Source organism: Duganella sp. BJB1802, from assembly GCF_013369445.1.
Taxonomy (GTDB): domain Bacteria; phylum Pseudomonadota; class Gammaproteobacteria; order Burkholderiales; family Burkholderiaceae_D; genus Rugamonas; species Rugamonas vulcania_A.
This window is the reverse complement of the sequence record NZ_JABWEF010000016.1, coordinates 1-25490: the sequence shown is the minus strand read 5'-3', so window position 1 is coordinate 25490 and position 25490 is coordinate 1. Positions and strand designations below refer to the sequence as shown.

The 25490-nt window shown below is 65.8% G+C and carries 25 protein-coding genes and 1 pseudogene; 16 read left to right on the top strand and 10 right to left on the bottom strand.

Annotated elements, in window-relative coordinates; all coding sequences use genetic code 11:
• Positions 1 to 78 precede the first annotated feature (78 nt).
• The 5 genes and pseudogenes from HUX88_RS22885 (at position 79) to HUX88_RS22865 (ending at position 2330) form a co-directional block, all read left to right on the top strand.
• A complete protein-coding gene (locus HUX88_RS22885) occupies positions 79 to 465 on the top strand; it encodes a VOC family protein (RefSeq protein ID WP_176363244.1) in 387 nt (128 codons plus the stop codon).
• Positions 466 to 573: 108 nt separating this feature from the next.
• A pseudogene (locus HUX88_RS22880) lies at positions 574 to 726 on the top strand (transposase); the annotation flags it as partial.
• A gap of 53 nt (positions 727 to 779) precedes the next feature.
• On the top strand, positions 780 to 1088 hold the full coding sequence (locus tag HUX88_RS22875; RefSeq protein ID WP_176363243.1) for a hypothetical protein: 309 nt from the start codon (positions 780 to 782) through the stop codon (positions 1086 to 1088).
• 78 nt (positions 1089 to 1166) lie between these two features.
• A complete protein-coding gene (locus tag HUX88_RS22870) occupies positions 1167 to 1724 on the top strand; it encodes a hypothetical protein (RefSeq protein WP_176363242.1) in 558 nt (185 codons plus the stop codon).
• Positions 1725 to 1949: 225 nt separating this feature from the next.
• Positions 1950 to 2330 (top strand): hypothetical protein, encoded by a 381-nt coding sequence (locus tag HUX88_RS22865; protein ID WP_176363241.1) that lies wholly within the window; start codon positions 1950 to 1952, stop codon positions 2328 to 2330.
• A gap of 259 nt (positions 2331 to 2589) precedes the next feature.
• Here HUX88_RS22865 and HUX88_RS22860 read toward each other — a convergent pair whose 3' ends face one another.
• The 3 genes from HUX88_RS22860 to HUX88_RS22850 are packed head-to-tail and all read right to left on the bottom strand — an operon-like array spanning position 2590 to position 3936.
• Positions 2590 to 2868 carry a helix-turn-helix transcriptional regulator gene (locus HUX88_RS22860; protein WP_176363240.1) on the bottom strand — a complete coding sequence of 93 codons (279 nt, stop codon included), beginning with the start codon at positions 2866 to 2868 and terminating at the stop codon, positions 2590 to 2592.
• Positions 2865 to 3023 (bottom strand): hypothetical protein, encoded by a 159-nt coding sequence (locus HUX88_RS22855; protein WP_176363239.1) that lies wholly within the window; start codon positions 3021 to 3023, stop codon positions 2865 to 2867. The genes HUX88_RS22860 and HUX88_RS22855 overlap by 4 nt, the downstream gene beginning before the upstream one ends.
• 37 nt (positions 3024 to 3060) lie before the next feature.
• Complete coding sequence (locus tag HUX88_RS22850; protein ID WP_229219489.1) at positions 3061 to 3936, bottom strand: two-component system response regulator; 876 nt, start codon at positions 3934 to 3936, stop codon at positions 3061 to 3063.
• Between the two features lie 216 nt (positions 3937 to 4152).
• On the opposite strand from HUX88_RS22850, the gene HUX88_RS22845 reads away from it, so the two are divergent.
• The 7 genes from HUX88_RS22845 (at position 4153) to HUX88_RS22820 (ending at position 11961) form a co-directional block, all read left to right on the top strand.
• Positions 4153 to 4773 carry a response regulator gene (locus HUX88_RS22845; RefSeq protein ID WP_117010444.1) on the top strand — a complete coding sequence of 207 codons (621 nt, stop codon included), beginning with the start codon at positions 4153 to 4155 and terminating at the stop codon, positions 4771 to 4773.
• A 99-nt stretch (positions 4774 to 4872) separates the two neighbouring features.
• A complete protein-coding gene (locus HUX88_RS32575; RefSeq protein WP_229219488.1) occupies positions 4873 to 5760 on the top strand; it encodes a cache domain-containing protein in 888 nt (295 codons plus the stop codon).
• Positions 5757 to 6776 carry a sensor histidine kinase gene (locus tag HUX88_RS32570; RefSeq protein ID WP_373886829.1) on the top strand — a complete coding sequence of 340 codons (1020 nt, stop codon included), beginning with the start codon at positions 5757 to 5759 and terminating at the stop codon, positions 6774 to 6776. The genes HUX88_RS32575 and HUX88_RS32570 overlap by 4 nt, the downstream gene beginning before the upstream one ends.
• Positions 6777 to 6922: 146 nt before the next feature.
• Entirely contained in the window at positions 6923 to 8779 is a 1857-nt protein-coding gene (locus HUX88_RS22835; protein WP_176363238.1) for a hybrid sensor histidine kinase/response regulator, read from the top strand.
• Positions 8737 to 9144 carry a response regulator gene (locus tag HUX88_RS22830; RefSeq protein ID WP_176363237.1) on the top strand — a complete coding sequence of 136 codons (408 nt, stop codon included), beginning with the start codon at positions 8737 to 8739 and terminating at the stop codon, positions 9142 to 9144. The genes HUX88_RS22835 and HUX88_RS22830 overlap by 43 nt, the downstream gene beginning before the upstream one ends.
• Positions 9145 to 9212: 68 nt before the next feature.
• Complete coding sequence (locus tag HUX88_RS22825) at positions 9213 to 11444, top strand: bifunctional diguanylate cyclase/phosphodiesterase (protein ID WP_176363236.1); 2232 nt, start codon at positions 9213 to 9215, stop codon at positions 11442 to 11444.
• A gap of 109 nt (positions 11445 to 11553) precedes the next feature.
• Positions 11554 to 11961 (top strand): bacteriohemerythrin, encoded by a 408-nt coding sequence (locus HUX88_RS22820; RefSeq protein WP_176363235.1) that lies wholly within the window; start codon positions 11554 to 11556, stop codon positions 11959 to 11961.
• Between the two features lie 12 nt (positions 11962 to 11973).
• Here the strand turns inward: HUX88_RS22820 and HUX88_RS22815 are convergent, their stop codons facing one another.
• The 5 genes from HUX88_RS22815 to HUX88_RS22795 are packed head-to-tail and all read right to left on the bottom strand — an operon-like array spanning position 11974 to position 16329.
• On the bottom strand, positions 11974 to 12438 hold the full coding sequence (locus tag HUX88_RS22815) for a DUF4405 domain-containing protein (RefSeq protein ID WP_176363234.1): 465 nt from the start codon (positions 12436 to 12438) through the stop codon (positions 11974 to 11976).
• Positions 12439 to 12441: 3 nt separating this feature from the next.
• Positions 12442 to 13254, bottom strand: coding sequence for an FAD:protein FMN transferase (locus HUX88_RS22810; RefSeq protein ID WP_229219487.1), 813 nt, complete (start codon positions 13252 to 13254; stop codon positions 12442 to 12444).
• On the bottom strand, positions 13251 to 13787 hold the full coding sequence (locus HUX88_RS22805; protein ID WP_176363233.1) for an FMN-binding protein: 537 nt from the start codon (positions 13785 to 13787) through the stop codon (positions 13251 to 13253). The genes HUX88_RS22810 and HUX88_RS22805 overlap by 4 nt, the downstream gene beginning before the upstream one ends.
• Position 13788: 1 nt before the next feature.
• Positions 13789 to 15096: a hypothetical protein gene (locus HUX88_RS22800; protein WP_176363232.1), complete on the bottom strand. Its 1308-nt coding sequence runs from the start codon at positions 15094 to 15096 to the stop codon at positions 13789 to 13791.
• Positions 15097 to 15111: 15 nt separating this feature from the next.
• Positions 15112 to 16329 carry a cytochrome-c peroxidase gene (locus tag HUX88_RS22795; protein ID WP_176363231.1) on the bottom strand — a complete coding sequence of 406 codons (1218 nt, stop codon included), beginning with the start codon at positions 16327 to 16329 and terminating at the stop codon, positions 15112 to 15114.
• A gap of 268 nt (positions 16330 to 16597) precedes the next feature.
• On the opposite strand from HUX88_RS22795, the gene HUX88_RS22790 reads away from it, so the two are divergent.
• The 3 genes from HUX88_RS22790 to HUX88_RS22780 all read left to right on the top strand — a co-directional run bounded on the left by HUX88_RS22790 (position 16598) and on the right by HUX88_RS22780 (position 20773).
• Positions 16598 to 18814 carry a TonB-dependent receptor gene (locus tag HUX88_RS22790; RefSeq protein ID WP_176363230.1) on the top strand — a complete coding sequence of 739 codons (2217 nt, stop codon included), beginning with the start codon at positions 16598 to 16600 and terminating at the stop codon, positions 18812 to 18814.
• Between the two features lie 10 nt (positions 18815 to 18824).
• Positions 18825 to 19910, top strand: a complete 1086-nt coding sequence (locus HUX88_RS22785; protein ID WP_176363229.1) for a metallophosphoesterase — start codon at positions 18825 to 18827, stop codon at positions 19908 to 19910.
• Between the two features lie 98 nt (positions 19911 to 20008).
• Positions 20009 to 20773, top strand: a complete 765-nt coding sequence (locus tag HUX88_RS22780; RefSeq protein ID WP_229219486.1) for an ABC transporter substrate-binding protein — start codon at positions 20009 to 20011, stop codon at positions 20771 to 20773.
• On the opposite strand, the gene HUX88_RS22775 is transcribed toward HUX88_RS22780, so the two are convergent.
• Positions 20757 to 22982 carry an ATP-binding protein gene (locus HUX88_RS22775; protein WP_176363228.1) on the bottom strand — a complete coding sequence of 742 codons (2226 nt, stop codon included), beginning with the start codon at positions 22980 to 22982 and terminating at the stop codon, positions 20757 to 20759. The two genes, HUX88_RS22780 and HUX88_RS22775, sit on opposite strands and share 17 nt — an antisense overlap.
• 9 nt (positions 22983 to 22991) lie before the next feature.
• Positions 22992 to 24143 (bottom strand): pyridoxal phosphate-dependent aminotransferase, encoded by a 1152-nt coding sequence (locus tag HUX88_RS22770; RefSeq protein WP_176363227.1) that lies wholly within the window; start codon positions 24141 to 24143, stop codon positions 22992 to 22994.
• Between the two features lie 138 nt (positions 24144 to 24281).
• Here HUX88_RS22770 and HUX88_RS22765 point away from each other — a divergent pair, with 138 nt between their 5' ends.
• Positions 24282 to 25430 (top strand): branched-chain amino acid ABC transporter substrate-binding protein, encoded by a 1149-nt coding sequence (locus HUX88_RS22765; protein ID WP_373886828.1) that lies wholly within the window; start codon positions 24282 to 24284, stop codon positions 25428 to 25430.
• The last annotated feature ends 60 nt before the right edge of the window (positions 25431 to 25490 follow it).

Sequence of the window (25490 nt, the reverse complement as noted above, 5' to 3'; positions counted from 1 at the left end):
GGGCGGCGGCATGAAGGTATTATCGATGAGGCAATAACCGCGCATGACGCGCTGTTTGCCCATCTTTAGGAGCCCTACATGAAACGTGTCACCGGCATAGGCGGTGTGTTCTTCAAGTCACCGGACCCGAAGGCCCTGTCCGAATGGTACCGGGTCCACCTTGGCGTGGATATCGGGCCCTGGGGCGGTGCCGCGTTCGACTGGTCCGGTCCGGACAATCCGGGCGGCAAGGGCACCACGGCGTGGAACGTCTTCAAGGCCGACACGGATTATTTCGCGCCGAGCACGGCCAGCTTCATGATCAACTACCGGGTGGCCGACCTGCACGGCCTGCTGGCCGCGCTGCGCGAGGAGGGCTGCCGCGTCGAGGACAAGGTCGACGATTCGGAGTACGGCAAGTTCGGCTGGGTGCTGGACCTGGACGGCAACAAGGTCGAGCTGTGGGAGCCGCCGGCAGGCCAGTGACACCGCGCCGCCTCAGCGCACGTGCGAGGGCGGACAACCGTAGCGCTCCCTGAAGCGCGTCAGCACCGGGAATGCTACCGAACTCACATATTTTGATGCTTTGTGAAGGCGCGCGGGCTGAGTGTGCGGGAGATTCATAGCCATCTGGAGGAGAGGTACGGCACGGAAGTGTCGCCGACCCTCATCTCCAATGTCACGGATGCCGTCGGCGAGAATGTGAAGCTCTGGCAGGCCCGCCCGCTCGACGCCGTGTACCCGATCCAGCAATCGAATGGTGAGCGCAACCGTCTGAATTCTGGATCAAGGAACTGACGATGTTTTTCAAGCGGAAAAAAAAGTACCGTGTACTTGTTGAAGGGACAAATTTGTTGATGGAGATGCAGGGGATCGAGCGGCTTGGTTACTTCACAACTAGATATGTGGAAGCGATGGATCCCGACGAGGCGTCTGAGTATGCGCTAGACCTTGTTAGAAACGAACTGAATTCTACGGGGGCGTTGCTCAACAATGTGAATGACCCGCCCGTAGCAATTGTTTCAGAAATTGAACAGATCGGATCGTTCAGAGGCATTGACGTTCCAGGGATGGGCTTTACTTTTTTCCCCGAGAAGGGAACGGCGTGAGCGTGGTGCAACTACATATGCAGATGGAGCAGCTAGACTTACGGGTATACGATTTCAGATAAATATGGGTGTCTTTCCATGGCAGAGTCAAAGATATATCGAATCCAAGTTTCCAATGATTATGCGGTTTTGGCGCCGCTTAATCAAAAAGTTACAGATGTCGTTCCGATATTTAACTCAAGACCACTATGGAATGAGTGGGTCAGTTTGAACTATGAGTTTCAAATTGTTCAGCGTGGAAAAATCACCAAAATCCCAGATATATCTATCGTTGTTGGAGCAGGGTTGGCATTTCGTCAGGCATTGAAGGATGAAATTTTTCCATTTTATTCTGATATGTTTGAGTTTTTGCCGATCCAAGTGGCGGGAGAAAGCTGGTTTGTCCTAAATTGTCTATCAACGACACTTGCATATGATTCGCACGAGTCAATTTTCTATCGAAGCATTGAAGGGCAGATATTTCTCATTAATTATTTGATTGTCAATGACGCGTCTTTGTTGGCGCGTGAGATATTTGTTATTGATGATTCGAATAGGTCGAATATCTTTGTTTTTCCTTCCTTCATGGATAGAGTCAATAATCTTGGTTTAAAGGGTGTCACATTTAAGGAAATGGGTTTCTTAAGGGCCAATTAAGGTGGCATTCTCAAAGACTAGGTGCAACACCAGAGTGCACAAATAGGGACAGCCCCATGTTTCGAGGAACGGGATACGGAATGGTGTAACTTGGCATGCACGAAGGCTGGCACGGGGATAAAAGGTGGCGCGATTTAGTAAATGCACTATCAACCGCACGACTACAATCATATCAATTACACGACTGAGGTGTAAAGGGACGGTGAAAATATCGGGATTGAAATAATGAAAACTCTGGAAAACGAACGCATGAATTTGTCTCTTAAGATTGAATCTCATTGTGTGGAGTTAGGAATCAAGGCAACCTGTCCGTACGACCTGTCAAATGGCAGCGATGTTGTCAGGTTTGCTGCATATTTGCCGCATTTTGGTAGTGGGCGAGGGCTACTCATTAACGAAGTTTGTGAGCCTGATTTTGCTACTAGCGAGCCACATCGATTAGTTGCCGAGCGAGAAAATATCCCTATTTCGTTTGTGAATCCATTGTCGATTGTTAATCAAAGAGAATTTATCGAAGCGTTACAGGATTGGGGCTACTTTGGCGATATTGTTTCTGCCCCATCATTTATGCAAATGAGGGGCCAGGGTCGAATTATTGAGCATTGATCCTGTGGTGACCGATGTAAGGACTGGGTCGAGCTTCAACCGATATGCATACGGCGGGAATAATCCTTACAAGTTAGTTGGCAAAGGCGTTGGAGGTCCGAAAGTAGATACGTGGACAGTTTCAAGGCCTTGGCCAAGTCGTTGTCCAGCGGCACAGGGCTGCACCAGCCACTGGCGGCGGCGCCGCCATGGATGGGCTATTTCTTCAAAGTTGGATGGTGAAATTATCGAGGGTGAAGGTGCCCCCGTGCTGTTCCGATCAATTTGACGGGCTTGGCGTCATGGCGGCCTGGGCGTCCTGCACCATGCGGCGCAGGTCGGCCACGGGGATGTTGGCCACCTCATGCAGGCGCAGCAGCAGGGCGGCGCTCACCTCCATGCGGCCGCGCCGTATCTTGCTGATGCGCGGCGGCGCGATGTTCAGGGCCTTGGCCAGCGCGGCGTCGTTCTTCAAGCGTAGATGGTCCAGGATGTTGTCGAGCAGCGGATGCGGGCAGCGCGCGGCGGCCGAGGTCAATGGGGTTGCGTAGGCGTTCATGCGGCCTCCTTGAGTTGTTGTTGTGGGGATGGATGGTGATCGTCGTAGCGCTGGCGGATGGCGGCCAGCGCCGCCTCGTCGCGGAACAGCGCGGCCACGCAGGCAGGATCGAAGTGGCTGCCGCAGCCGGCCTCCATCGCGCTGCGCGCCTGCACGCGAAATCAGGCCATTTGTAAGGGGGGCGGGCCGAGGTCAGTCGCGTCGAACACGTCGGCGGCGTACGATGCGCCCGTACAGCGGGATGTCGGCGCCGGCCAAGCCGCGCGGATAGCCGCTGCCGTCGTAGCGCTCGTGGTGGCTGGCGGCGATCAGCGCGCCGGCCTGCAGCAGCGGCGAGGCGCTGTCGGCCAGGATGTCGGCGCCGATTTGCGCGTGGCGGCGCATGATCTCCAGCTCGGCACTGTCGAGCGGACCCGGCTTGAGCAGGATGGCGTCCGGGATGCCCAGCTTGCCGATGTCGTGCATCGGCGCGGCCGCGAGGATGCGCTCGCATTCGTCTTCCGGCAGGCCGAGGTTGCGGGCGATCAGCTCGGAAAAGGCCGCCATGCGCAGCAGGTGGCCGCCGGTTTCCGGGTCGCGGAATTCGGCCGCCCGCGACAGCCGGTAGATCGCCTCGCGCTCGCGCGCCGCGATGTCGGCCGTGGCCTTGCGCACCTCGTCGGCCAGCCCGGCCGCGTGATGGGCCAGTTGCCGCTGGGCCCGGCGCAGCGCCAGCAGGTTGCCGACCCGGGCGTTCAGCTCGATGAAATTGACCGGCTTGGTCAGGAAGTCGTTGGCGCTCAGGCGCAGCGCCTCGTGCCGCACCTTGCTCTGGGTGTCGGCGGTGACCATCACCAGCGGCGTCTGCTCCTTGCCGGGCAGGGCGCGGAAGCGGCGCAGGAATTCCAGCCCGTCGATCTCCGGCATCATGTAGTCGACCAGCACCACGTCGGGGTCGTGGTCGGCGCACCAGGCCAGGGCCGCGCCCGGATCGCTCATGGACACCGGCGGACTATCGCACAACATTTCCAGCATATGCCCGAACAATTCCAGATTGGCGGGATTGTCGTCGACGATCAGAATCTGCATGTTTGCTCTCCTGCTAAGAAATCGGACTGGCGTGGAACGCAAATCCGGCGAATTTGATTGTTTGCCATGACGTTCGCCAAGTTGCCGATTCGGCGGCATAATGGGGACACAGCCTTCGGCGCCAAGCATCACGCTGAATTTTTACCGATTATATTGATTTTGGTAAAAATATGTTGAAATTGATTTTTTATTTTTTGTTGTGAGGAATATGTGACGATGAAACGCAGCGATACCCCGGCGGACGAGGTGTGCACAACCCAGCGCGCAGCGGAACTGCTCGGGATTTCCGTATCTTCTGTGCAACAGCTGGTGGAGTCGGGCGTGATCGAGGCCTGGAAGACCCAGGGCGGCCACCGCCGCATTCCGCTGTCGGCGGTGCTGCGCTACAAGGCCGCGCCCGCGGCGGACGGCGCCGCCCGGCCCGCGCGCCAGAACGGCGAGGCCACGGTGCTGGTGGTCGAGGACAGTCCGCTGCAGCGCGCGGTGTACGAGCGCCAGTTCGCCCTGTGGGACTTGCCGGTCAGCCTGACGTTCTGCGAGAACGGCTACCAGGCGCTGATGGAGATCGCGCGCCGGCGGCCGCAGGTGATGTTGGCCGACATCATCATGGACGGCATCGACGGCTATGAAGTGGTCAAGACCATCCTGGCCGATCCGCAACTGGCGGGCATGCATATCGCCATCGTCTCCAGCCTGACGCCCGAGGACCTGGCCGAGCGCGGCGGCGTGCCGCCCGGCGTGGTGTTCTTCGGCAAGCCGGTCAACTACGACGAGTTGCGCGGTTATATGCGGGCCTGCTGCGCGCAGTTGCAGCGGGCCGCCCAGTACGACAGCTAATCCAACGAATTAATTGAATTTGACAAATATTTGAGTTTCAGGCAGCATCGCTCCATACCAGAATTTTCCGTTGAGTAATTCTCAGGCGCGGGAGGCAGGATGTGGCAGAAGGTCATGGGGCGATTCGATGTGCGCTGGATGTTGTGGAGCATCGCTCTGCTGCTGGTGGCCGCCGGCTGGACCTTGACGTTGCATCAGCTCGATGAATCGAAGCGCCTGCAGGTCGACGACGCGCGCCGCGACGCCCAGGCGCTGGGCCGCCTGTTCAACGAGCACGCGGCGCGCACGCTGGAGGCGGCCGACCAGGCGGTGATTTTCCTGCGCCACCGCTACGAGGTGGAGGGCGCGCGGCTCGACATCAAGCGCGAGTTGCAGGACGGCCTGGGGCCGGCCGACATCTTCAACCAATTCAGCATCGTCGACGAGCACGGGGACGTGGCGTTGTCGAGCATGCCGTTCAAGTCCACCAACGTGGCCGACCGCGAACATATCCGGGTCCACATGAACAGCGACGAGGGCCTGCTCTACATCAGCAAGCCCATCCTGGGCCGGGTGTCGAACAAGTGGTCGCTGCAGCTGACGCGGCGCGTCAACTATCCCGACGGCCGCTTCCGCGGCGTGGTGGTGGCGTCCATGGACCCGCAGTATTTCACCCGCCTGTACCAGGACATCGACGTCGGCCGCCAAGGCTTGATCGCGCTGGTCGGCGCGGACGGTGTCATGCGGGTGCGCCGGGTGGGCAAGGACAGCAGTCTGGGCCAGGATATTTCCGCCAGCCCGGTGTTCGCCGCCATGCGCGCCCAGCGCCAGGGCACGACCACCGACGCCGGCCCGGTCGACGGCCGCGACCGCATCTACGCCTTCCAGCGGCTGGAGCGCTTCCCGTTGTATGTGCTGGTCGGCATCGACCTGCGGGAGTGCATGGCGCGCTACGACGCCGGCCGCCAGCGCACGCTGGCGCTTCGGCGGCCGGCGCCACCACGGTGATCCTGTTGTGCACGCTGGGCCTGCACATCCTGTTCGGCCAGCTCATCAGGAGCAGGGCGCGCGCGGTGGCCGCCAATCTCGCCAAGTCGCGCTTCCTGGCCAATATGTCGCACGAATTGCGCACGCCGCTGAACGGCATCCTGGGCTACTCCGAACTGCTGCAGATCGAAATGGGCGCCAGCCGCGCCGGCGGCTTCGCCGACGCCATCCACCGCAGCGGCCTGCGGCTGCTGGGCCTGGTGGAGGCGGTGCTGGAGCTGAGCGCGCTGGAGTCGGGGCGCGAGCCGCTGGTGGTCGAGCCGATGGTGATGGCCGAGCTGCCGCAGCTGGCGCTGTCGCGCCATCGGGAGGCGGCGGTGCTCAAGGGCGTGGCGCTGAACGCGCAGATGGAGGCCGGCCTGCCCGCCGTGTGGCCGTGCGACCGCGTCAAGCTGCTGCGCATCCTCGACATCCTGCTGCTCAACGCGATCTCCGCCACGGCGGCCGGCTCGGTGCTGTTGCGGGTGGCGCCCGGCCCCGGCGGCGGCCTGCGCTGCGAGGTGCGCGACACCGGGCCGGGCGTGCCGGAGGCCATGCGCCGCGCCATCTTCGAGAACTTTTCGCAGGCCGACGACACCGCCAGCCGCGCCAAGGAGGGCGCCGGCCTGGGCCTGGCGATCGCAACCAGCCGGCTGGCGGCGCTGATGCGCGACCGCCTGCGCCTGCGCGGAAAAGCGAGCGGCGGCGGCGCCGTGTTCGTGGTCAGACTGCCGGTAGCGCGCGGGTGCCGGACGGCGGCGGCCAGCTGGAAGCCGCATGAGCGCCCCACTGCACCGCGCCACCGCGCCGGGCGTGCTGTGGCAGGCCGCCGGCGCCGACCTGCAGACGTTCCGCGCGCTGGCGCAAACCTTCCTCGAGCACGCGCCGCCGTTGCAGGCCAGGCTGGAGCAGGCGCTGCGGCTGGGAACTCCGGCCGCGATCGGCGCCGCCAGCCATTGCGCTCAGGGCATGACGGTGAGGCGGGGCCGAGCGCCTGAAGCGCGCTGCACCACGCAGGCGCTGGAGCGGCAGGCGCGCGCCGGCCTGGCGCCGGCGCCGGACGGCGAACTGGCGCCGCTGTTCCGCCAGGTCATGGACGAGTGGCCCTCAGCATGGTGCGCTACGATGGCGCGGAGGACGGCCGATGACGCGCTGGTCGCTGCGGCGCTACTCGCCGCGTGCATGGCTGCGCGGTTTGCCGGAGGCCAGGCGCGCGCTGGCGTTGATCGGCGCGGCGCTGTTGCTGCTGCTGGCCGTCACCACGTTCGGCGTCGGCTACATCCTGCGCGGGCACGAGATCGACGACTGGCGCCAGGGGCTGGGCAACCTGTCGCTGATGCTGGCGGAGACGACGGCGCAGAGCATGGCGTCCGGCTTCGAGGTGCTGGACAGCACCACCGAGGTCGCGCAGACGCTGCTGCGCGGCGGCGGCGACGAGCATGCGCCGCTGCGCACGCGGCAGCTGTTCCAGACGATGCGCGAGATCGGCACCGGCCTGCGCCAGGTGGATGTCATCAGCCTGATCGACGCCGAGGGCGAGCTGCTCAATTTCAGCCGTTCCTATCCGGCGCCGGCCGTCAATGTGGTGGAGCGCGACTATTTCATCTGGCATCGCGACCACGCCAGCGCGGCGCCCTTCGTCAGCGCGCCGGTGCGCAACAAGGTCACGGACCGCTGGGTGTACTACCTGAGCCGCCGGCTCAACCACGCCGACGGCAGCTTCGCCGGCGTGGTTCTGGTCGGCATCTCGGTGGATTATTTCGTCGATTATTTCCGCCGCGTCAGCCTGGGCCAGCACGCGTCGGTCTCGCTGTACCGCGACGACTACACGCTGATGGCGCGCTGGCCGCAGGCGGAAAACCTGATGGGCACGAAGGTCTCCACCGGCGTCACCCAGGCGGTCATCGCCGACGGGCTGGACGCCGATGTGCGCGTCACCCGCGCGCCGCGCGTGGCCGACGGCCTGCGTCCGGTGCTGCGCATGGGCGCGGTGCGGCGGGTGCACAACTATCCGCTGATCATCAACGCCACCATCACCGAGGACCTGCTGCTGGCCGGCTGGTGGCGCAACCTGAAGCTGCTGGCGGCGGTCGCCCTGGCCGGCACGCTGGGCCTCTTGGCCGCGTTCTGGCTGGTGGGGCGCCTGCTGGCCCGGCGCGCGCGCGACGCCGAGCAGGCCCAGGCCCTGCGGCGCCAGGCCGACGCCGCCAACCTGGCCAAGTCGCGCTTCCTGGCCATGATGAGCCACGAGATCCGCACGCCGATGGGCGGCGTGGCCGGCATGGCCGAGCTGCTGCTGGAGACCGGCCTGGATCCGGTGCAGCGCGGCTACGCGCAGAACGTCTGCCGCGGCATCGGCGAGCTGACCCACATCATCAACGACGTGCTGGACTTTTCCAAGATCGAATCGGGCCACATGCAGCTGGAGCAGCAGCCGTTCGACCCGGCCGCCCAGCTGGAGCAGGTGGTCGCGCTGCACCGCGCGGCCGCCGAGCGCAAGGGCCTGCGGCTGGAGCTCAGCGCCGGCGCCGGCCCGTTGTGGGTGCGGGGCGACGCCGCGCGGCTGCGGCAGGTGCTGGGCAACCTGCTCAGCAACGCCATCAAGTTCAGCCCGTCCGGCGTGATCGCGCTGGAATACAGCGCCGAGGTCGATGGCGCGCAGACCGGCCTGTGGCGCCTGCGCTACGTCGTCAGCGACCAGGGCATCGGCATCTCGGAGGCGGCGCAGGCGCGGCTGTTCGAGCCCTACACGCAGGCCGACAGCACCATCAGCGGCCAGTACGGCGGCACCGGCCTGGGTCTGGCGATCTGCAAGCGCCTGCTGGAACTGATGGGTGGACACATCGGCTGCGCCAACCGACCCGGCGCCGGCGCCCTTCGCCTTCGACCTGCCGGCGGGTGCAGGCTGGCGCCGGCGGCGCACCGGCCGCGCCCGCCGCGCCGCCGGCCGAGGCGAGCATGTCGCAGCGCCGCATCCTGGTGGTGGAGGACAACGAGATGAACCGGCAACTGGCGCGCGTGCTGCTGGCCCGCCAGGGCTGGCAGGTGGACGAGGCGCCGGACGGCCAGCAGGCGCTCGACGCGCTGGCCGCGCGGCGCTACGACCTGGTGCTGATGGATTGCATGATGCCAGTGTTGGACGGCTACGACGCCTGCCGCCGCTGGCGCGCGCGCGAGGCGGCCGAGGGTCTGGCCCGCACGCCGGTGGTGGCGCTGACGGCCAGCGTGATCGAAGGCGACCGCGAACGCTGCGCCGCCGCCGGCATGGACGACTACCTGAGCAAGCCGTTCAGCGCGGCTCAGTTCCACGCCATGGTGATGCGCTGGGCCGGCGCCGGCGCCGCCGGCGGCCTCGCTGAAAATTGATATGAATCAAATCTTTTTTTGATTTGGATCAGTATCCTTGTGGAAACTATCTTGTATCGAGGCTACTCATGACCCACCACCAGAGACCACGAGCCACGGCACGCGCGGATGGCGCGCGTTGCGATTTTGCCTGCATCACGTCGGAGGGGGCGTTGTCGGCGGCGTTGCGGCCGGCGTCGCCGGGGCCCGACGGGGCCTGCCTGGACGCCGCCTGCGCCGTGTTCGACGCGCTGCACGAGCAGATCGCCGTGCTGGCCAAGGATGGCGCGGTGCTGGCCGTCAACGCCGCCTGGCGCCAGAGCGGCCAGGTGCGGCCGCTGCCGGGGCAGGCGATGCTGACGCCGGACATCGGCAGCGACTACCTGGCCGCCTGCCGCGAGGCCGAGGGCCTGGAGGAGGACGGCGGTGTCAAGGCCGAGGCCGGCGTCGGCGCGGTGCTGGCCGGGCGCAGCCGCCAATTCCAGATGGAGTACCCCAGCCATACGGCGTCCCGGCAGCGCTGGTTCCGCATGACGGTGTCGCCGATGGCGCACAACTGGCAGGGCGCGCTGGTGGTGCACGAGGACATCACCGAGCGCCATGTGGCCGACGCCGACCTGCGCATCGCCGCCATCGCCTTCGAGTCGTCCGAGGGCCTGATGGTGACCGACAGCCGCGGCGTGATCCTCAAGGTCAACCGGGCGTTCACCCGCATCACCGGCTACACGATGGCGGAGGCGGTGGGCCGCACGCCGCGCATGCTCAGCTCGGGCCGCCATGACGCCGACTTTTACAAGGCCATGTGGGCCGCGATCGCCGAGCACGGCAGCTGGGCCGGCGAGATCTGGAACCGCCGCAAGAACGGCGAGGTCTATCCCGAGCACCTGAGCATCGCGGCGGTGCGCGACCAGGAGGGCCACATCAGCAACTACGTGGCGGGGCTGAGCGACATCACCCTGAGCAAGGCCGCCAGCGACGCCATCCGCACGCTGGCGTTCTACGATCCGCTGACGCGCCTGCCCAACCGCCGCATGCTGCTCGAGCGGCTGCGCCAGGTGCTGGACGCGAGCAAGCTGCACGACCGCTACGGCGCCCTGATGTTCATCGACCTCGACAACTTCAAGACGCTCAACGACACGCTGGGCCACAACATCGGCGACCTGCTGCTGCAACAGGTCGGCGCGCGTCTGCAGGCCTGCCTGCGCCAGGGCGACACGGTGGCGCGCCTGGGCGGCGACGAATTCGTGGTGCTGCTGGAGGGGCTGGGCTGCGACGAGCCGGGCGCGATCTCGCACGCCGAGGCGGTCGGCGGCAAGATCCTGGGCGAGCTGAACCGGCCCTACACGCTGGGCGCGCACCAGTGCCACAGCACGCCGAGCATGGGCGTGACCTTGTTCCACGACGGCTGGCCGGCGCAGCCGGAGGAGTTGCTGATGCAGGCCGACATCGCCATGTACCAGGCCAAGCAGACCGGCCGCAACGGCATGCGCTTCTTCGACCAGAAAATGCAGGACAGCATCAGCAGCCGGGCGCGACTGGAGGAAGCGCTGCGCCACGCCATCCTCGAGCAGCAGTTCGAGCTGTACTACCAGGTGCAGGTGGACGGCCTGGGCAAGGCCATCGGCGCCGAGGCGCTGATCCGCTGGCGCCTGGCCGACCGCAGCTTCATGGCGCCGGACAGCTTCATCCCGGTGGCCGAGGAGACTGGCCTGATCGTGCCGATCGGGCAGTGGGTGATGGAGACCGCCTGCGCCCAGCTGCGCCAGTGGCACGACGAGCCGGGCATGGCGCATCTGGTGATGGCGGTCAACGTCAGCGCCGCCCAGTTCCACCAGCGCGACTTCTGCGAGCAGGTGCGGGCCGCGCTGGAGCGCCACGGCGTCGACCCGGCGCTGCTCAAGCTGGAGCTGACCGAGGGCATGCTGCTGGAGAATATCGAGGAGACCATCAACATCATGCAGCAGCTGCGCCACCTGGGCGTGCGCTTCTCGCTGGACGATTTCGGCACCGGCTACTCGTCGCTGCAGTACCTGAAGCGCCTCCCGCTGAGCCAGCTGAAGATCGACCGCTCCTTCGTGCGCGACCTGGCCAGCGACAGCAGCGACCAGGCCATCGTGCTGACCATCATCGCCATTTCCCGCAGCCTGGGCCTGGACGTCATCGCCGAGGGCGTGGAGACCGCCGAGCAGGCGGCGCTGCTGGAGCAGTCGGGCTGCCACCGCTACCAGGGTTATCTGTACGGCCGGCCGCTGCCCGCCGACCAGTTCCGCGTGTGGCTGGCCAAGTGCACCGGCGTCGAGGAGCGCGTCGCGATCGAGTGAGGGCAGGCCCGAATTATTTGATCTGCGTCATGGATTTGACCGCGCCAACCGCCCATAGTCATGGTTGGCGGCGCAGCCTGCGCCGGCCCGAACCACAAAGAGGCATATCATGGAAGAAGAAGGTTGGAGCCCGGACATGGCGCTGGGCATACCGCTGTTCGACGAGGCGCACGAGGCGCTGGCCGAGCAGATCAAGACGCTCATGCAAAGCAAGGACGAAGACTTCGCCGCCGGGCTGGAACAATTGGTGGACTGCCTGGACGCCGATTTCCGCCACGAGGAAACGCTGATGGAGGCGATCGACTATCCCGCGCTGCACAGCCACCGCGAACAGCACGCGCGCGTGCTGAGCAAGCTCAATCAGCTGAACCTGGACGATTTGAAAAGCTGCCGCACCGCCGTCGGGCTGGTGCTGCCGTGGTTCCACGCCCACCTGGCCACGGCCGACACGGCGCTGGCCATCGCGCTGCAGATGAGCGGCCTCGATCTGGACGAGGCGTCGGCCAAGGCCCACTGACCGTCCACGTGGTCAGGGGCGGTGCACGGCGCGGCGGCCCAGCACCACGTGCGCCACGAACAGCAGCGCGGCGGCCAGGCCGATGGCCCAGTGGAGCGCCGACCACACGGGGCGGTCGCTCTCGCCCGCGAGATAGTACAGGCCGAAGCCGCTGGCGGTCAGCAGCGCCATCGCGCCTATCATGCCCCATCCGGTCGCCAGGTTGCGGCCGGCCTTGAGCGCGCGGCGGATGTGCGCGTTCATCAGGCTGCCGATGAAGAACAGCATCGCCATCGCGGCGGCGCCATGCAGCTTCATCGACCACGGTTCCAACGGATTGACGGTTTCGCCGAATTGTCCGACGGGACGGAAGAAGTAGCGCGCCAGCAGCCATGCGGCGCCGCTCAGCAGCAGCGCGGCGAAACTGGCGTAGATGCAGCGGCGGTGCCAGCGCTCGACGCGCAGGTTGATGTGGGGACGGTGACGGTGTGTATGCATCGGCTAGATTATAAACGCTGCGGCCTGCAATCCGGCCAGCGCCGGGTGGCGGGCGTCGCCGCTGGCCAGCACCACCTTGGTCAGCGCGTCGGCGATGTCGCAGCGCGGCGCCCGCACCGACACACTGGCCGGCGTCACCAGCGGCTCGCCGCTGCGGCCGTCCACCAGCGCACTCACTTGCCGGCCGCCGTGGCGGCGCGCGGAAAAATAGGAGGCCGATGTCGCCAGCGCCTCGTTGCGCAGCACCAGCCGGGCGCCGACGCGCTGCGGCGCCTGCGGATCGCGCACGGCCACCGGCCAGTCACGCTCGCCGAAGGCGCGCAGGTCGCCGCCGGCGTTGACGCAGCCGCTGGCGACGCCCGCGCGCTGCAAGGCCTCGACCGCGAGATCGACCGCGTACCCCTTGGCGATGCCGCCCACGTCCACCCATCCCGGCGCCAGCTTGCAGGCCATCGGCGATTGCTCGCAGCGGTACACGGCCAGCGCCGGCTGGTACGGCGGGGAGTCGGCCGCGCCGGGGCGGGGCAGGCATTGCCAGTCCACCAGGCGCGGCGCGCAGGCGATGTTGAACAGGCCGTGCGACAGCTCCGTCATGCGCGCCGCCAGCTGCAGCACGCGCCACGTGTGCGGATGCAGTTCCAGCAGCTCGCCCGGCGCCGCGCGGTTCAGGCGCGAGACGTCGCTGGCGGCGTCGTGAAAACTCATCAGGCGATGCACCAGCGCGATCTCTGCGAAGCCCTGTGTGATCGCCTGCGGATCGCCGTCCGCCGTGATGTCGACCAGGGTGCCCAGCCAGGGCTGGGCGCGGCGCATCATTTTTTCAGCGCCACCTGGGCCACGGCGGCGATGCGCCGCACGCCGTCGGTCAGGTGGGTGCAGGAGAGGGTGGCGCCGCTGATGTTGGCGATGCCGTCGCCCACCGTCAGCCCGCCCGTGCGCGCCGACTTGCCGGCGAACTGGTGGCGCCAGGCCGGCAGGCGGATCTCGCCGCCGTGGCTTTCGCGGTAGGTCAGGATCTCGATCTGGCGCACCGTGGCGTCGGGATTGAGGCCGACCGCGTACGAGATCAGCTCGAACTTGCCGATCACGTCGTCGAGCACCATGTAGCCCAGCAGCTGGTCGCCGCTGTAGGCGCCGACCACGCGCCAGTTGACCGAGCGCGCCGCCAGGCCGGCCAGCTTCTCCACCTGCTGCATCTGCGCCAGCGACAGCGCCAGGTCCTGCTGGCGGAACGCGGTCGCCTCCGGGAACATCAGTTTCTGCGCCTGCTCGGCGTTCAGGTACTGCGCCGCGAAGGCCGGCGCGCCGGCGGCGCAAGCCGCCAGGGGGATCAAGTGGCGGTAGCGCATATCAGTACGAGAAGCCCATGCCCAGGTTCAGGCGGTCGCGCGACTTGTCCTCCTTGAACTTCTGGTAGTCCGCCTTCAGCACCACGCCTTCGCCGACCTTCAGGTTGGCGCCGACGGTGGTGACTTTTTCGTCCGGCGAGGCGGCTACGCCCAGGCCCTGCGGCACGGCGGCGTAGCTCTTGGCGGTGTTGAACTGCTCGTAGCGCACGAAGGGGCTGAGCGTGTAGTCGCCCACCTCCATCAGGCGGTACGCGGCCTGCGTGTACCAGCCGGCGAAGCTCTTCGGCACCGGCGTCGGATTGCCGACCAGCGTTTCGTTGAGCGCCTCGGTGTTGCTGATCTGGCCGCGCGCGTACAGCGCCGACAGGTCCCAGCGGCCCGGCGTGTAGCGCGTGTGCAGGTCGACCATGGTGATGCGGGCGTCGTTGGCGGTGAAGCCGTCGGCCTTGTGGCCGGCCTTGCCGGTGAAGACGGAGCCGCCCACCAGCAGGCCGGGCACGCCGCGCCAGTTCAGCGCCGCGTGCACGCTCAGGTCGCGCGACTTGGCCTGCTGGCCTTCCTGATGGATGGAACCCAGCGGCGATTCGCGGCCGTCGCTGCCGGCGGCATCCCACTTGCCCAGGTCGAAGCCGGTGGTGATGCCGGTGTCCCAGGTCAGGCCGCCGGCGGTGTCGCCGGACAGGCTCACGCCCACTTCGCGCCAGGTCGACGGGATGATCGCCGTCTCGACGAAGTTGCGCTCGACGCCGTAGTAGGCGGTCGGCTCGTGATTGGTGTTCAGCAGGCCCATTGGGATCAGGTACAGGCCGACCTTGCTGCGCAAGCCGTTGCCGAATTCGCGCTCGACGTACAGCTGTTCGACTTCGCTCTCGCCCTTGTCGTCGGCGGAGACCACGGCGTGTTCCCATTCGAATTCGGCCACCATCTTGGTCTTCTGGTCGAAGCGGTGTTCGACGCCGATCACGGCGCGGCGCACGTCGGCCTGCGCGCCGCTGGCGTTCTTGGTCGGGCGGTTGTAGTTGATTTCGCCGTAGGCGCCGAAGATGGTCGATGGCGCGGAGGCCGCAACGGCGGGCTCCGTTGCCGGTGCCGCCGCCACGGGAGCTGGCGCCGCCGCGGCGATGGCTTGCTGGCGTTGTTCGACCGCTTCGGTTTTCTTGACGCTGGCTTTCAGTTCGGCTTTCAGCTGTTCCAGCTCGGCGGCCATTTTTTCGATGCGGGCCATCAGTTCGGCCTCGCCCGCGGTGGCGGCGAGCGGCGCGGCGAGGAAGGCGGCGGCGAGGGCGGTGGCGATCAGGTGTTTGTTCATGTCGGGTCTCTGAGATTAAGGGTTGGATTTGTAGCCGTCGGTCAGCGTGCCGAGGAAGGTCACGACGTCGTCGATCTCGCTGGGCGACAGCGCCGGCGCCATGCCTGGCTGGCGGTTGTAGGGCACTTCGGTGGTGTTGACGTTCTTGCGGTACTGCGGCGGCAGGTCGTTAAACTTCTGCACCACGCCGTCGGCGCCGGTCGGATACCACTCTTCGGGGTTGGTGTCGCGCCGCACGTAGAACGCCACCACGTCCTTCAGGTTGTCGAAGGCGCCGTTGTGGAAGAAGGTCTGGCGCGTGGCCACGTTGCGCAGCGTCGGCACCTTGAAGGCGCCGCACAAGTCGGTGCGCGCGGTCAGGTCGGTGCGGTCCGGGCCACACAGGCCAAGGTCGAAGTAAGTTGGATCGGCGGTCGCCGCCAGCTTCTTATTGCGCGGCACGCCGAGGTTGTCGAAGGTGAAGTCGGTGAACAGCGGCGGCGCGCCATTCGCTCCGCGCGCGCTGGTGTGGCAGCCGATGCAATTGCCCTTGGTTGGATCGTTGAACAGCGCCAGGCCGCGCAGCTCCTGGTCGGACAGCTTCACTTTACCCGCCAGGAACTGGTCGTACTTGGAATCGAAGGGGTGGAACTCCGTGTCCTCCAGCTGGTAGGCTTGCAGCGCGAAGGTCATGCGGCTGAAGGCCTGCTCGGCGTTGTCGAGGATCGCGGCGCCGAATTGCGCGCGGAACTGCTCGACGTACGGCGCCTTTTTCAGCTTGTCGATCACGTCCTGCTTGCTGGCGTTGGCCATTTCGTGCGGCGCCAGGAAGGGGCGCTCGGCTTGTTCGGCCAGGCTTTGCGCGCGGCCGTCGCGGTCGATGCCGCCGGTCGGCGTGCCGTCCTTGGCGAAGAAGAAGGCCGGGTTCTGGTTCAGGTAGCGCAGCGACGGCGCGGCGCGGAAGCCCTGCACGTCGCCATTGGCGCCGCCCAGCTGCGCGGACAGGTTGTTGGTCGGGCCGTGGGCGCGGTCCGGGCTGTGGCAGGTCGCGCACGACTGCTTGCCGGAGGCGGACAGCGATTGGTCCTTGAATATCAGCTCGCCCAGCTTGGCGGCCTGGCTGAGGCCCGCGTCAACCACGGGCGGCGTTGGGGACGGCGGGGTGGAGGACGAGCCGCCGCCGCTGCACGCCGCCAGGCTGGCCAGCAGCAGCGCCGCGGGGAGGAGGAGGGCGCGGGAATATTGTGTACGCATGCGTTTTCGAGTAAATGGGAATGACAACAATTCGCATTATCGCCGATGCGTTGGTTTTATGCCAATCGATCAAGGGCTGGTGTGGTTTATTTTTCCTCGTGGATAGCGAGTTCGTATTAATCTCATTCATGTTTGAGGCTTTAATTCTGCGTTAATGAACGCTCTGCTAGGGGATGTGCTCGCGCAGGTTTATCAAAGCGATTCATACTGTTGTCACAATAGTTTCTTAGACTTTCCGGTTTTTACACCCCGCAAACTGGAAAGCCAAATGAAGAATCCGAAGCAGCACTTGATCTTGTCGACCATGTCGGCCCACGTTCTGGCCGCGCTGACCTTGATGTCCGGTGGCGCGCAGGCGCAAACCGCCGCGCCCTCCGACGACGTGCCGGTATCGAACACCGCGCTGGATTCGGAGGCGATCAAGAGTCGCGTGGTGATCACCGGTTCCAACGCCGCCAACCGCGCGCCGGTGCAGGCATCGCTGCAGGCCACCCAGCCGCAGTCCATCATCACCGCGACCTTCATCGAGCAGGCTGTCACGCCGCTGGCGGACTTCAACGCCGTGGCGCGCATCGCGCCCAGCGTCGGCTCCGGGCTGTCGTCGAACGGGCCAGGGCTGGGCGAATCGAAGGTCACGCTGCGCGGCTTCCAGGACGGCGAGTACAACATCACCTACGACGGCATCCCGTTTGGCGACACCAACAACCCGACCCACCATTCGACGTCCTACTTCCCGGCCCGTATCATCGGCGGCATGGTGATCGAGCGCGGACCGGGCAACGCCAGCAACCTGGGGCAGGCCACCTTCGGCGGTTCGATCAACCTGTTCTCGAAGGAGCTGTCGACCGAATTCCGCTTTTCTCCTTACGCCACCTACGGTTCCTGGAACACGAAGATCCTCGGCGCGGAGATCGACTCCGGCCAATTGGAGAAATTCGGCGACGCGCGCATGATGTTCAACGCCTCGCGCCTGACCAGCGACGGCTACCAGACCTACAGCAGCGTCAAGGAAGACAACTACCAGTTCAAGCTCCAGAAGCCGCTCGGCAAGGACACCATGCTGACCGTGTTCTCGACCTATAACAAGATCCACAGCTACGTGCCGGACAAGGCGGGCGTCACGCTGAACCAGGTCGCGCTGTACGGTAAAAACTACTCGCTCAACAACGACAAGACCAGCCAGAACTACTTCGGCTACAACTACAACGACAAGCGCACGGACTTCGAGTACATCCGTCTGCAATCGAACCTGGACGGTGGCTGGGGCATCGACAACACGCTGTACACCTACGCCTACGACAACAACACCTTCTCCGGCCAGGACGCCAGCGGCGCCACCGCCAACGGCACCAAGTCCGGCGCGGCGGGGAACAAGAACGTCCCCGGCTACAACAAGCTCAATTCCTACCGCGTCAACGGCGACATCTTCAAGCTGACCAAGCGCCTGGACGCGGGCCTGCTGCGCACCGGCATCTGGCTGGAGAACTCGGACACCGACCGCCACACCTTCGACCTGGATTGGACGCTGAACGTGCCCAATCCGAAGGAGGCGACCGCGCCGAAGGACGTCTCGTACAACCAGAACTCGTCGTGGAAGCAGTATCAGCCCTTCGTCGAATTCGAATGGGCGGTGGCGCCGCAATGGACGGTGACGCCGGGGATCAAGTACGTCGACTTCAAGCGCTCGCTGGACGCGGTGGTCAACCAGGGCACGCGCATCGCGACCAAGGCCGACCAGACCTACAACACCACCTTGCCCTTCCTGACCGCGAACTACGCCGTGAACAAGGAATGGTCGGCCTACGCCCAGGCGGCGCGCGGCTTCCTGGTGCCGGACCTGTCGATGTTCTACGTGAATAACCCGAACCTGAGCACACCCAAGCCGCAGACCTCCACCAACTACCAGCTGGGCACCGTGCATCAATCGGGCCGCCTGACCTTCGACGCGGACGTCTACTACATCGATTTCAACAACAAGATCGCCTCGACCGGCACCGGGAATGACCTGGTCTACTACAACCAGGGCGGGGTGGTCTACAAGGGCATCGAAGGCGCGGCGACCTTGTATGTCGGCGGCGGCTTCTCGCTGCACGCCAACGGCTCGGTCAACAAGGCCGAGGCCAAGGACACCGGCCTGCAAATCGCCAAGGTGCCGAAATCGACCGCCGCACTGGGCCTGCTGTACAAGGACCATGGCCTGTATGGATCGCTGATCGCCAAGACCAACGGCAGCCAATACGCCAAGGACGGCGAGCCGGCCGCCTACCAGATCGGCGCCTACACCGTGACCGACTTCACGGCCGGCTACCGCTGGCGCGTGGGCGGCGGCGTGGTCAAGATGCTCAAGCTGCAGGTGGGCGTCAACAATGTCTTCAACAAGCAGGACGCGACGTCGATCTCGGCCAGCAGCAAGGGCGCGGCGTTCGACCAGTACACCTTCGTGCCGGAACGCAGCTGGACGGTCTCGCTCAATGCCGACTTCTAAGGTGGCGGGCATGCGCTTATCCACGATGCTGTGCGGCGCGGCGCTGGTGCTGCACCAGGGCGCCGCGCTGGCCGCCAGGCCCGATCCGGTGGTGATGTCCTTCGCCACCGTGGGCGACTCGCGCGCCGACCCGGCCAGCGCGGAAACGGCGCAGGACAAGGTCTACCTGCAGAACACGCGGGCGCTGTCGCGCATCCTGCGCGAGATCCAGGCGGCGCGGCCGAAAGCCTTGTTCTTCAACGGCGACATGATCATGGGCTACACCGCCGACAAGGCGGCGATAGCGCGCCAGTACGCCTACTGGCGCGGCATGACGGCGGGCCTGATGGAAAGCGGCACCTACGTGGTGCCCGTGACCGGCAACCACGAAATGCAGTTCAAGGACAAGGACGCCGCCGGCAAGACCACCAAGACCGCGCGTCTCGAAAACGAGGAGCTGTGGCGCGAAAGCATGGGCGACCTGATACTGGACACGGCCCGCTGGAAAGCCGTCACCGGCATCGAGGCCACCGCCTTCGATGCCGCCAACGCGCCGCCGGTGGACGGACCGGATGGCAACCGGACCAGCCAGTCGCAGCTCACGTTCTCTTTCGACGCCGGCGGCAGCCACTTCGCCGTCATCGACACCGACCCGGTAGGCAACGACGGCCACGGACCGGCCAACTGGCTGGCCGAGGACTTCCGCCAGGCCAAGGCACGCGGCGCCAGGCGCTTCTTCGTGTTCGGCCACAAGCCGGCCTACACCTACTACTTCAAGGATGGCGTGGAGAAGGACGGCATGGACATCTATCCCGACAACGCCCAGGCTTTCTGGCGGGTGATGGAGGAATACGGCGGCGCGTATTTCTGCGGCCACCAGCACATCTTCAACGCGCAGCAGCCGGCGCGCGCCGGCGGCGGCAAGGCGTGGCAGGTGATGGTCGGCTCGGGCGGTTCTCCGTTCAGCGCCAAGCCGGGAGAGAGCCGCAACCCGCAGGACAGGACGTACGCGTGGGCCCTGGTGCGGGTGCGCGCCAGCGGCAAGGTGCACATCGAGGTGCATGGCTTCGATGAACACTACGGTAAAACACGGCGTCTGAAAACCATCGACTTCTGAACCGGGGCACCGCCAAATGAGTGACGATCCTGCAACGTAGCGCTACAATGGGTTGATCGCAGCCACCGCCGCCAGCCAGCGGGCCTATTGTGTTACGCATGCCGATTCGGGTTTATGTGTTCAGTGCGATGCTGTCCTTGCTGTCGACGGCGGGGGATGGCATCGCCGCCACCGACATCCGCACCGCGGCGCAGCAGGGCACCGAGCCGAAATTCCAGGGTGCGGGCGACGGGCGCGTGGCCGGCGTCTGCATCGACATCATGCGCGCCATCGAAAGACTGGACTCCGGCCTGAGATTCACCGGCGACCAGGTCTGGCAGCCCTTGCCGCGTATTTACTCCTCGCTCGACCGTGGCATGCAGGATGCATCCTGCGGGCTGTCGCGCAACCCGGAGCGGGAGAGGAAATACCTGTTCGTCGGGCCGGCGCTGTTCACCATCCGCTACTACCTGGTGGCCCGCATCGACGACACGGCGGTGGTCGGCAGCTGGGACGACCTGCGCCGGCTGGAGCCGGACAACGTGGTGCTGGCCAATCGCGGCTTCGCCGGCGTGGGGATACTGGAGCAGGCCGGCGTGGCCCGGATCGATGCCGGCGCCGGCGATCCCAAACTCAATCTGCAAAAGCTGCTGGCCCACCGGGGCCGCTTTTTCTTCCACCGCACGCCGGGCTTGAAGACCCTGCTGGAGCGCGCCGGCGTCGCGGCCAAGGTCAAGATACTGCCGACCGAGATGGCCGCCAGTCCCTTGTACTTCATGGTATCCAGGCGGTTCGATCCCGCGCTGGCCGAGCGCCTGCGCGCCGCCTTGCAGACGCTGGAAAAAAGCGGGGAGCTGGAACGGATCGCTAAGTCGTGGGAGTAGGCTGCGCCAGTCCGGCGATCAAATGCAGCAGCGCCTCGACGTCGACCGGCTTGACGAAGTAATGGTCGAAGCCCGCGTCGCTGGCCTGGTCTCGGTCCTCGCGGCTGCCGTAGCCGGTCACCGCCACCAGCGTGGAACCGGCCGTCTGCGGCAAGGCCCGCAGGCCGCGCGCCAGATCGTTGCCGCTGACGTCGGGCAGGCCGATATCGAGCAGGCACAGTTCCGGCGCCTGGCGCTGGGCGATCTCCAGCGCCTCCAGCGCGGTGTGCGCGACCAGCACCTCGTGGCCCGAGGCGTCGAGCAGCAGCTGCAGCGTTTGCGCGGCGTCGACGTTGTCGTCCACCACCAGCACCCGCAGCCTTTTGCCGCCGCCTTTCGCCGCCCGCGTCGGCGCGGCCGGCGCGTGCTGTCCCGGTCCGCCGGGCAGGGTGATGGTGAAGGTGCTGCCTTGCATTTCACCCGCGCTGTCGGCGGCGACGCTGCCGCCATGCAGCTCCACCAGCGATTTGACCAGCGCCAGTCCCAGTCCCAGCCCGCCCTGCGAACGGTCCGGATTGCGGTCGGCCTGGGCGAACAGCTCGAACACGCGGGTCCGCAGCTCCTGCGACATGCCGATGCCCGAATCGCTGATCATCAGCCGCACCACGCCCGGCCCGCCGCGCACCGCCAGCTTGACGCTGCCGCCGACCGGCGTGTATTTGGCGGCGTTGTTGAGGACATTGACCAGCACCTGCACCAGCCGTTTGTGGTCGCCGTCGATCCGCTGCGGGGTCTCGGGCAGCGACAGTTCGAAATGCTGCTGCTTGGCCTGGAACAGCGGCTCCGCCTGTTCGACGGCGTCGGCGACGACGTCGGCCACGTTCAGCGGCGCGCGCGTGAGCGTCACCAGCCCGCGCGTGACGCGCGAGACGTCGAGCAGGTCGTCGACCAGGCGCGTCATGTGATGCACCTGGCGCACGATGATGCCGGCCGTGCGCGCGACGGCCGCCTCGGTGGCGTGGCCGCTTTGCAGCAGCTGCGCGCCCGCGCTGATCGGCGCCAGCGGGTTGCGCAGCTCGTGCGCCAGCATCGCCAGGAATTCGTCCTTGCGCTGGTCGGCCAGGCGCAGCTGGCGTTCCGCGTTCAGGTGCTGCTGTTCCTTGGCCTGCAGCGCCTCGGCCATCGCGTCCAGCGCGCGCGCCAGTTCGGAGATCTCCTCGTTGCCGTAGACGATGCCGCTGCGCGCGCCCAGCGAGCCGGAGGCGATGTTGTTGGCGGTGGTGGCCAGGCGCTTGACCCGGCGCAGCACCAGCACGTCGCCGACGAACCACGCCGCCAATAGCGCCAGCAGCACGGTGACGGCCAGCGCCGCCATGTCCAGCAGCTGGTCGCGGCGGGCCACGGCGGTGATGTCGGCGGCCGGGATGCCGATGGTGACGGTGTAGTCGGACAGGCCGTTGTTGCCGACGCGGGCGAAGCGGTGCAGCCGCTCGATGCCGTCCGGGCCGGTCAGCAGCACCGGCTTGCCCGGCTCGCCGGACATGGCGGTGCGCATCTCGGGCCAGACCATCCGGCCGTACCACTGGTCGGGATTGGGCTTGCGCGAAATGATCCTGCCTTCGGAATCGGCGGTGAGCAGCAGCGATCCGGGCGGCAGCTTGATGTCGGCGACGAAGCGATCGAGCTTGGTCAGGTCGAGCGCGGCGAACACCACCGCCTTGACCTGGTCGTTCTCGCCCATCAGCGGGTAGGTGAGGTTGACGGTGTGCTTGCGGATCACGCGGCCGAACACATAGCCGCCGGCGACGAAGCGGCGCAGGTGGACGGCGCGGCGGAAGTGCGCGCGGTCGGCCAGGTTGACCGGCGCGTCCGACGGGATCGCGCTGCAGGTGACGTCGCCGTTCAGCTGGATCAGCCCGAGGTTGGCGTAGTCCGGATTCTGGCGCTGGATGTTGGACAGCAGGCGGCTGCAATGGGCCTGGTCGCCGTTCAGGTCGGGGATGCTGGCCAGGTCGCGCAGGATCTGGCGCGCGCCTTCGATCGACTGCGCCTCGTTGGCGGCGGCCAGGTTGGTCAGGCGCTGCAGGTTCTCCTCCGCCACTTCGATCGCGTGTTCGCGTTCGCGCACGCCGCTGACCAGCGTCATCACAGCGATCGGCGCGATCGCCAGCGCCACCAGCAGGATCAGGCGGCTGCGCAGGCTATTGAGTTGAAAGAGAAGAAATGCCATGCTCGGTGCTTACCGGCTCCGATAGCGTGCGTTGCCAAAGCGGATGATCGCCTGGACGCCGCGCCGCAGCGTGGCGATGTCGTCCGAAATATAGCCGATGCGGATGAATCCTGGCGCACCCAACGCTTCGCCCGGCATCAGCGCCACCGAATACTCGTTCAGCAGCTGTTCGGCGAACTGGTTGCTGTCCATGGTCAGCGCCGAGATGTCGCCCCACAGGTAGGGACCGGAGGCCGGGCAGTGCATGGTTAGCCACGGCAGGCCGTGCACCAGGTCCAGCACCAGGTTGCGGCGCTGGCGGTATTCGGCCAGCATCGCGGCCGGCTCGCCCGATTCGAAGGCCGCGGCCAGCGCCAGCTGGATCAGCATCGGCGCGGCGGCGGTGATCGGGCCCTGCAGCGTCTCCATCGCGGTGACGACATGCGCAGGCGCCACCGCGAAGCCGGCGCGCCAGCCCATCATCGCGTAGCTCTGCGAGGCCGAATACAGGGTGACGATGCCGATGTCCCGCCAGTCCGGGCGCGCGGCCAGGCTGGTGTGGGCGCCGTCGAAGATCAGTTTTTCGTAGCTCTCGTCGACGATGGCGCGCGTGCCGGTGCGCTTGAGCCAGGTCGCGATGCGCTCGATCTCGTCGGCGCTCAGCACGCCGCCGGTGGGGTTGTGCGGGTTGTTGATGATCAGGATTTTGGCCGGCGGCAGGCTGGCCAGGAAGTCGGCGGTGACGGCGGCGGGCAGGTCGACCAGCACCGGCACCAGGCCCAGCAGCTTGCAGGTGGTGACGTAGGCCGGCCAGTGCGGCTTGAAGATGATCACGGCGTCGCCGGGATCGGCCATCACGTACAGCGCCTGGTACAGGGCCTGCTTGGCGCCGTTGGTGACGATGACTTCGTCGGCCGTGGCGGCGATGCCGTTCTCGCGCACGACCTTGGCGGCCAGCCGGGCGCGGATGCCGGCGTCGCCGCCGACCGTGGTGTAGGGCAGCGCCGGCTGCGACAAGGCGTCGTGCGTGGCCTGCAGCACGGATTGCGGCGCCGGGAAATGGGAAATCGCGATGGAGAAGTCGATGACATCCTCGCCGCGTGCTTTCATCGCGTCGACGCGGCCGTGCATGGCGGTGGTCGCCAGTGGCCTGGAGCGGGCAATTCGTTGTGAAAGTTCCATATTAATGTCTCTATGGCAAATTTTTTGATTTGACATTCTACTTCAGATACGGAAGTCGGTACGCACGCATGGCGTCGTTATTTGCTGGATGGTATTCTCGTGGAATTTACCAACAAGGGCATGCGAAATCTTATGCGGATGATAACAAGTAAACTGGTCCAGGCGCTCGCGCTGGCGTGCGCGGCCACCGGCGCCGCCCAGGCGGAGGACGTGATCCGGATCGGCCACGTGGCGGCCACGACCGGTCCGATCGCCCACCTGGGCAAGGACAACGAAAACGGCGCCCGCATGGCGGTGGACGAGCTCAACGCCAAGGGCGTGGTGATCGGCGGGAAGAAGTACAAGATCGTGCTGCAGGCCGAGGACGACGCCGCCGATCCGAAGCAGGGCACGGTGGTGGCGCAGAAGCTGGTCGATGCCGGGGTCAACGGCGTGATCGGCCACGAGACCTCGGGCACGACGATACCGGCCTCGCGCATTTATCACGACGCCGGCATACCGCAGATCTCGCCGTCGGCCAGCAATCCGCAGTACACGCGCCAGCATTTCAACACCGCCTTCCGCAACATCGCCAACGACGAGCAGCTGGGCGCGGCGCTGGCGCGCTATGCGATGCAGAACGTCAAGGCCAAGCGCATCGCCGTCATCGACGACCGCACCGCCTACGGCAAGGGACTGGTCGATGAATTCGTCAAGAACATCAAGCGCGGCGGGGCGGCTTCGGGCACCAGCGTGGTGTCGACCCAGTTCACCAACGACAAGGCCACCGACTTCAGCGCCATCCTCACCGCCATCAAGGCGACCAGGCCGGACATGGTGTTCTTCGGCGGCATGGACGCGGTGGCCGGGCCGATGCTGCGGCAGATGAAGCAGCTGGCGATCCCGATCAAGTTCATGGGCGGCGACGGCATGTGTTCGGATTCGGTGCCGCGCCTGGCGGGCGACGCCATGAGCGACGGCCAGGTGATCTGCGCCGAGGCGGGCGGGGTCGAGCCGTCGCAGGAAAAGGGCATGGCCGATTTCCGCGTCGCGTACAGGAAGAAGTTCGGCATCGACGTGCAGACCTACTCGCCCTACACCTACGACGCGCTGATGACGATGGTCGAGGCGATGCAGAAGGCCGGCTCGCCGGACCCGGCCAGGTATCTGCCGGTGCTGGCCAGGATCACGCACAAAGGCGTGACCGGCAACATCACCTTCGACCAGCGCGGCGACGTGCAGGACGGCGTGCTGACCATCTACACCTTCCGCAACGCCAAGCGCGAAAAGCTCGCCGTCGTTAAATAAAGCAATTTGGGGTCAAGTCTGGCATTCGGACACGAGCTCTTCCGTAACGAGTTAAGCAAT

Bases quoted from the DNA above. Each gene is read 5' to 3' on its own strand.
- HUX88_RS22885 (WP_176363244.1), top strand. From the start codon at position 79: ATGAAACGTGTCACCGGCATAGGCGGTGTGTTCTTCAAGTCACCGGAC.
- HUX88_RS22875 (WP_176363243.1), top strand. From the start codon at position 780: ATGTTTTTCAAGCGGAAAAAAAAGTACCGTGTACTTGTTGAAGGGACA.
- HUX88_RS22870 (WP_176363242.1), top strand. From the start codon at position 1,167: ATGGCAGAGTCAAAGATATATCGAATCCAAGTTTCCAATGATTATGCG.
- HUX88_RS22865 (WP_176363241.1), top strand. From the start codon at position 1,950: ATGAAAACTCTGGAAAACGAACGCATGAATTTGTCTCTTAAGATTGAA.
- HUX88_RS22860 (WP_176363240.1), bottom strand. From the start codon at position 2,868: ATGAACGCCTACGCAACCCCATTGACCTCGGCCGCCGCGCGCTGCCCG.
- HUX88_RS22850 (WP_229219489.1), bottom strand. From the start codon at position 3,936: ATGCAGATTCTGATCGTCGACGACAATCCCGCCAATCTGGAATTGTTC.
- HUX88_RS22845 (WP_117010444.1), top strand. From the start codon at position 4,153: ATGAAACGCAGCGATACCCCGGCGGACGAGGTGTGCACAACCCAGCGC.
- HUX88_RS32575 (WP_229219488.1), top strand. From the start codon at position 4,873: ATGTGGCAGAAGGTCATGGGGCGATTCGATGTGCGCTGGATGTTGTGG.
- HUX88_RS22835 (WP_176363238.1), top strand. From the start codon at position 6,923: ATGACGCGCTGGTCGCTGCGGCGCTACTCGCCGCGTGCATGGCTGCGC.
- HUX88_RS22830 (WP_176363237.1), top strand. From the start codon at position 8,737: ATGTCGCAGCGCCGCATCCTGGTGGTGGAGGACAACGAGATGAACCGG.
- HUX88_RS22825 (WP_176363236.1), top strand. From the start codon at position 9,213: ATGACCCACCACCAGAGACCACGAGCCACGGCACGCGCGGATGGCGCG.
- HUX88_RS22820 (WP_176363235.1), top strand. From the start codon at position 11,554: ATGGAAGAAGAAGGTTGGAGCCCGGACATGGCGCTGGGCATACCGCTG.
- HUX88_RS22815 (WP_176363234.1), bottom strand. From the start codon at position 12,438: ATGCATACACACCGTCACCGTCCCCACATCAACCTGCGCGTCGAGCGC.
- HUX88_RS22810 (WP_229219487.1), bottom strand. From the start codon at position 13,254: ATGATGCGCCGCGCCCAGCCCTGGCTGGGCACCCTGGTCGACATCACG.
- HUX88_RS22805 (WP_176363233.1), bottom strand. From the start codon at position 13,787: ATGCGCTACCGCCACTTGATCCCCCTGGCGGCTTGCGCCGCCGGCGCG.
- HUX88_RS22800 (WP_176363232.1), bottom strand. From the start codon at position 15,096: ATGAACAAACACCTGATCGCCACCGCCCTCGCCGCCGCCTTCCTCGCC.
- HUX88_RS22795 (WP_176363231.1), bottom strand. From the start codon at position 16,329: ATGCGTACACAATATTCCCGCGCCCTCCTCCTCCCCGCGGCGCTGCTG.
- HUX88_RS22790 (WP_176363230.1), top strand. From the start codon at position 16,598: ATGAAGAATCCGAAGCAGCACTTGATCTTGTCGACCATGTCGGCCCAC.
- HUX88_RS22785 (WP_176363229.1), top strand. From the start codon at position 18,825: ATGCGCTTATCCACGATGCTGTGCGGCGCGGCGCTGGTGCTGCACCAG.
- HUX88_RS22780 (WP_229219486.1), top strand. From the start codon at position 20,009: ATGCCGATTCGGGTTTATGTGTTCAGTGCGATGCTGTCCTTGCTGTCG.
- HUX88_RS22775 (WP_176363228.1), bottom strand. From the start codon at position 22,982: ATGGCATTTCTTCTCTTTCAACTCAATAGCCTGCGCAGCCGCCTGATC.
- HUX88_RS22770 (WP_176363227.1), bottom strand. From the start codon at position 24,143: ATGGAACTTTCACAACGAATTGCCCGCTCCAGGCCACTGGCGACCACC.
- HUX88_RS22765 (WP_373886828.1), top strand. From the start codon at position 24,282: ATGATAACAAGTAAACTGGTCCAGGCGCTCGCGCTGGCGTGCGCGGCC.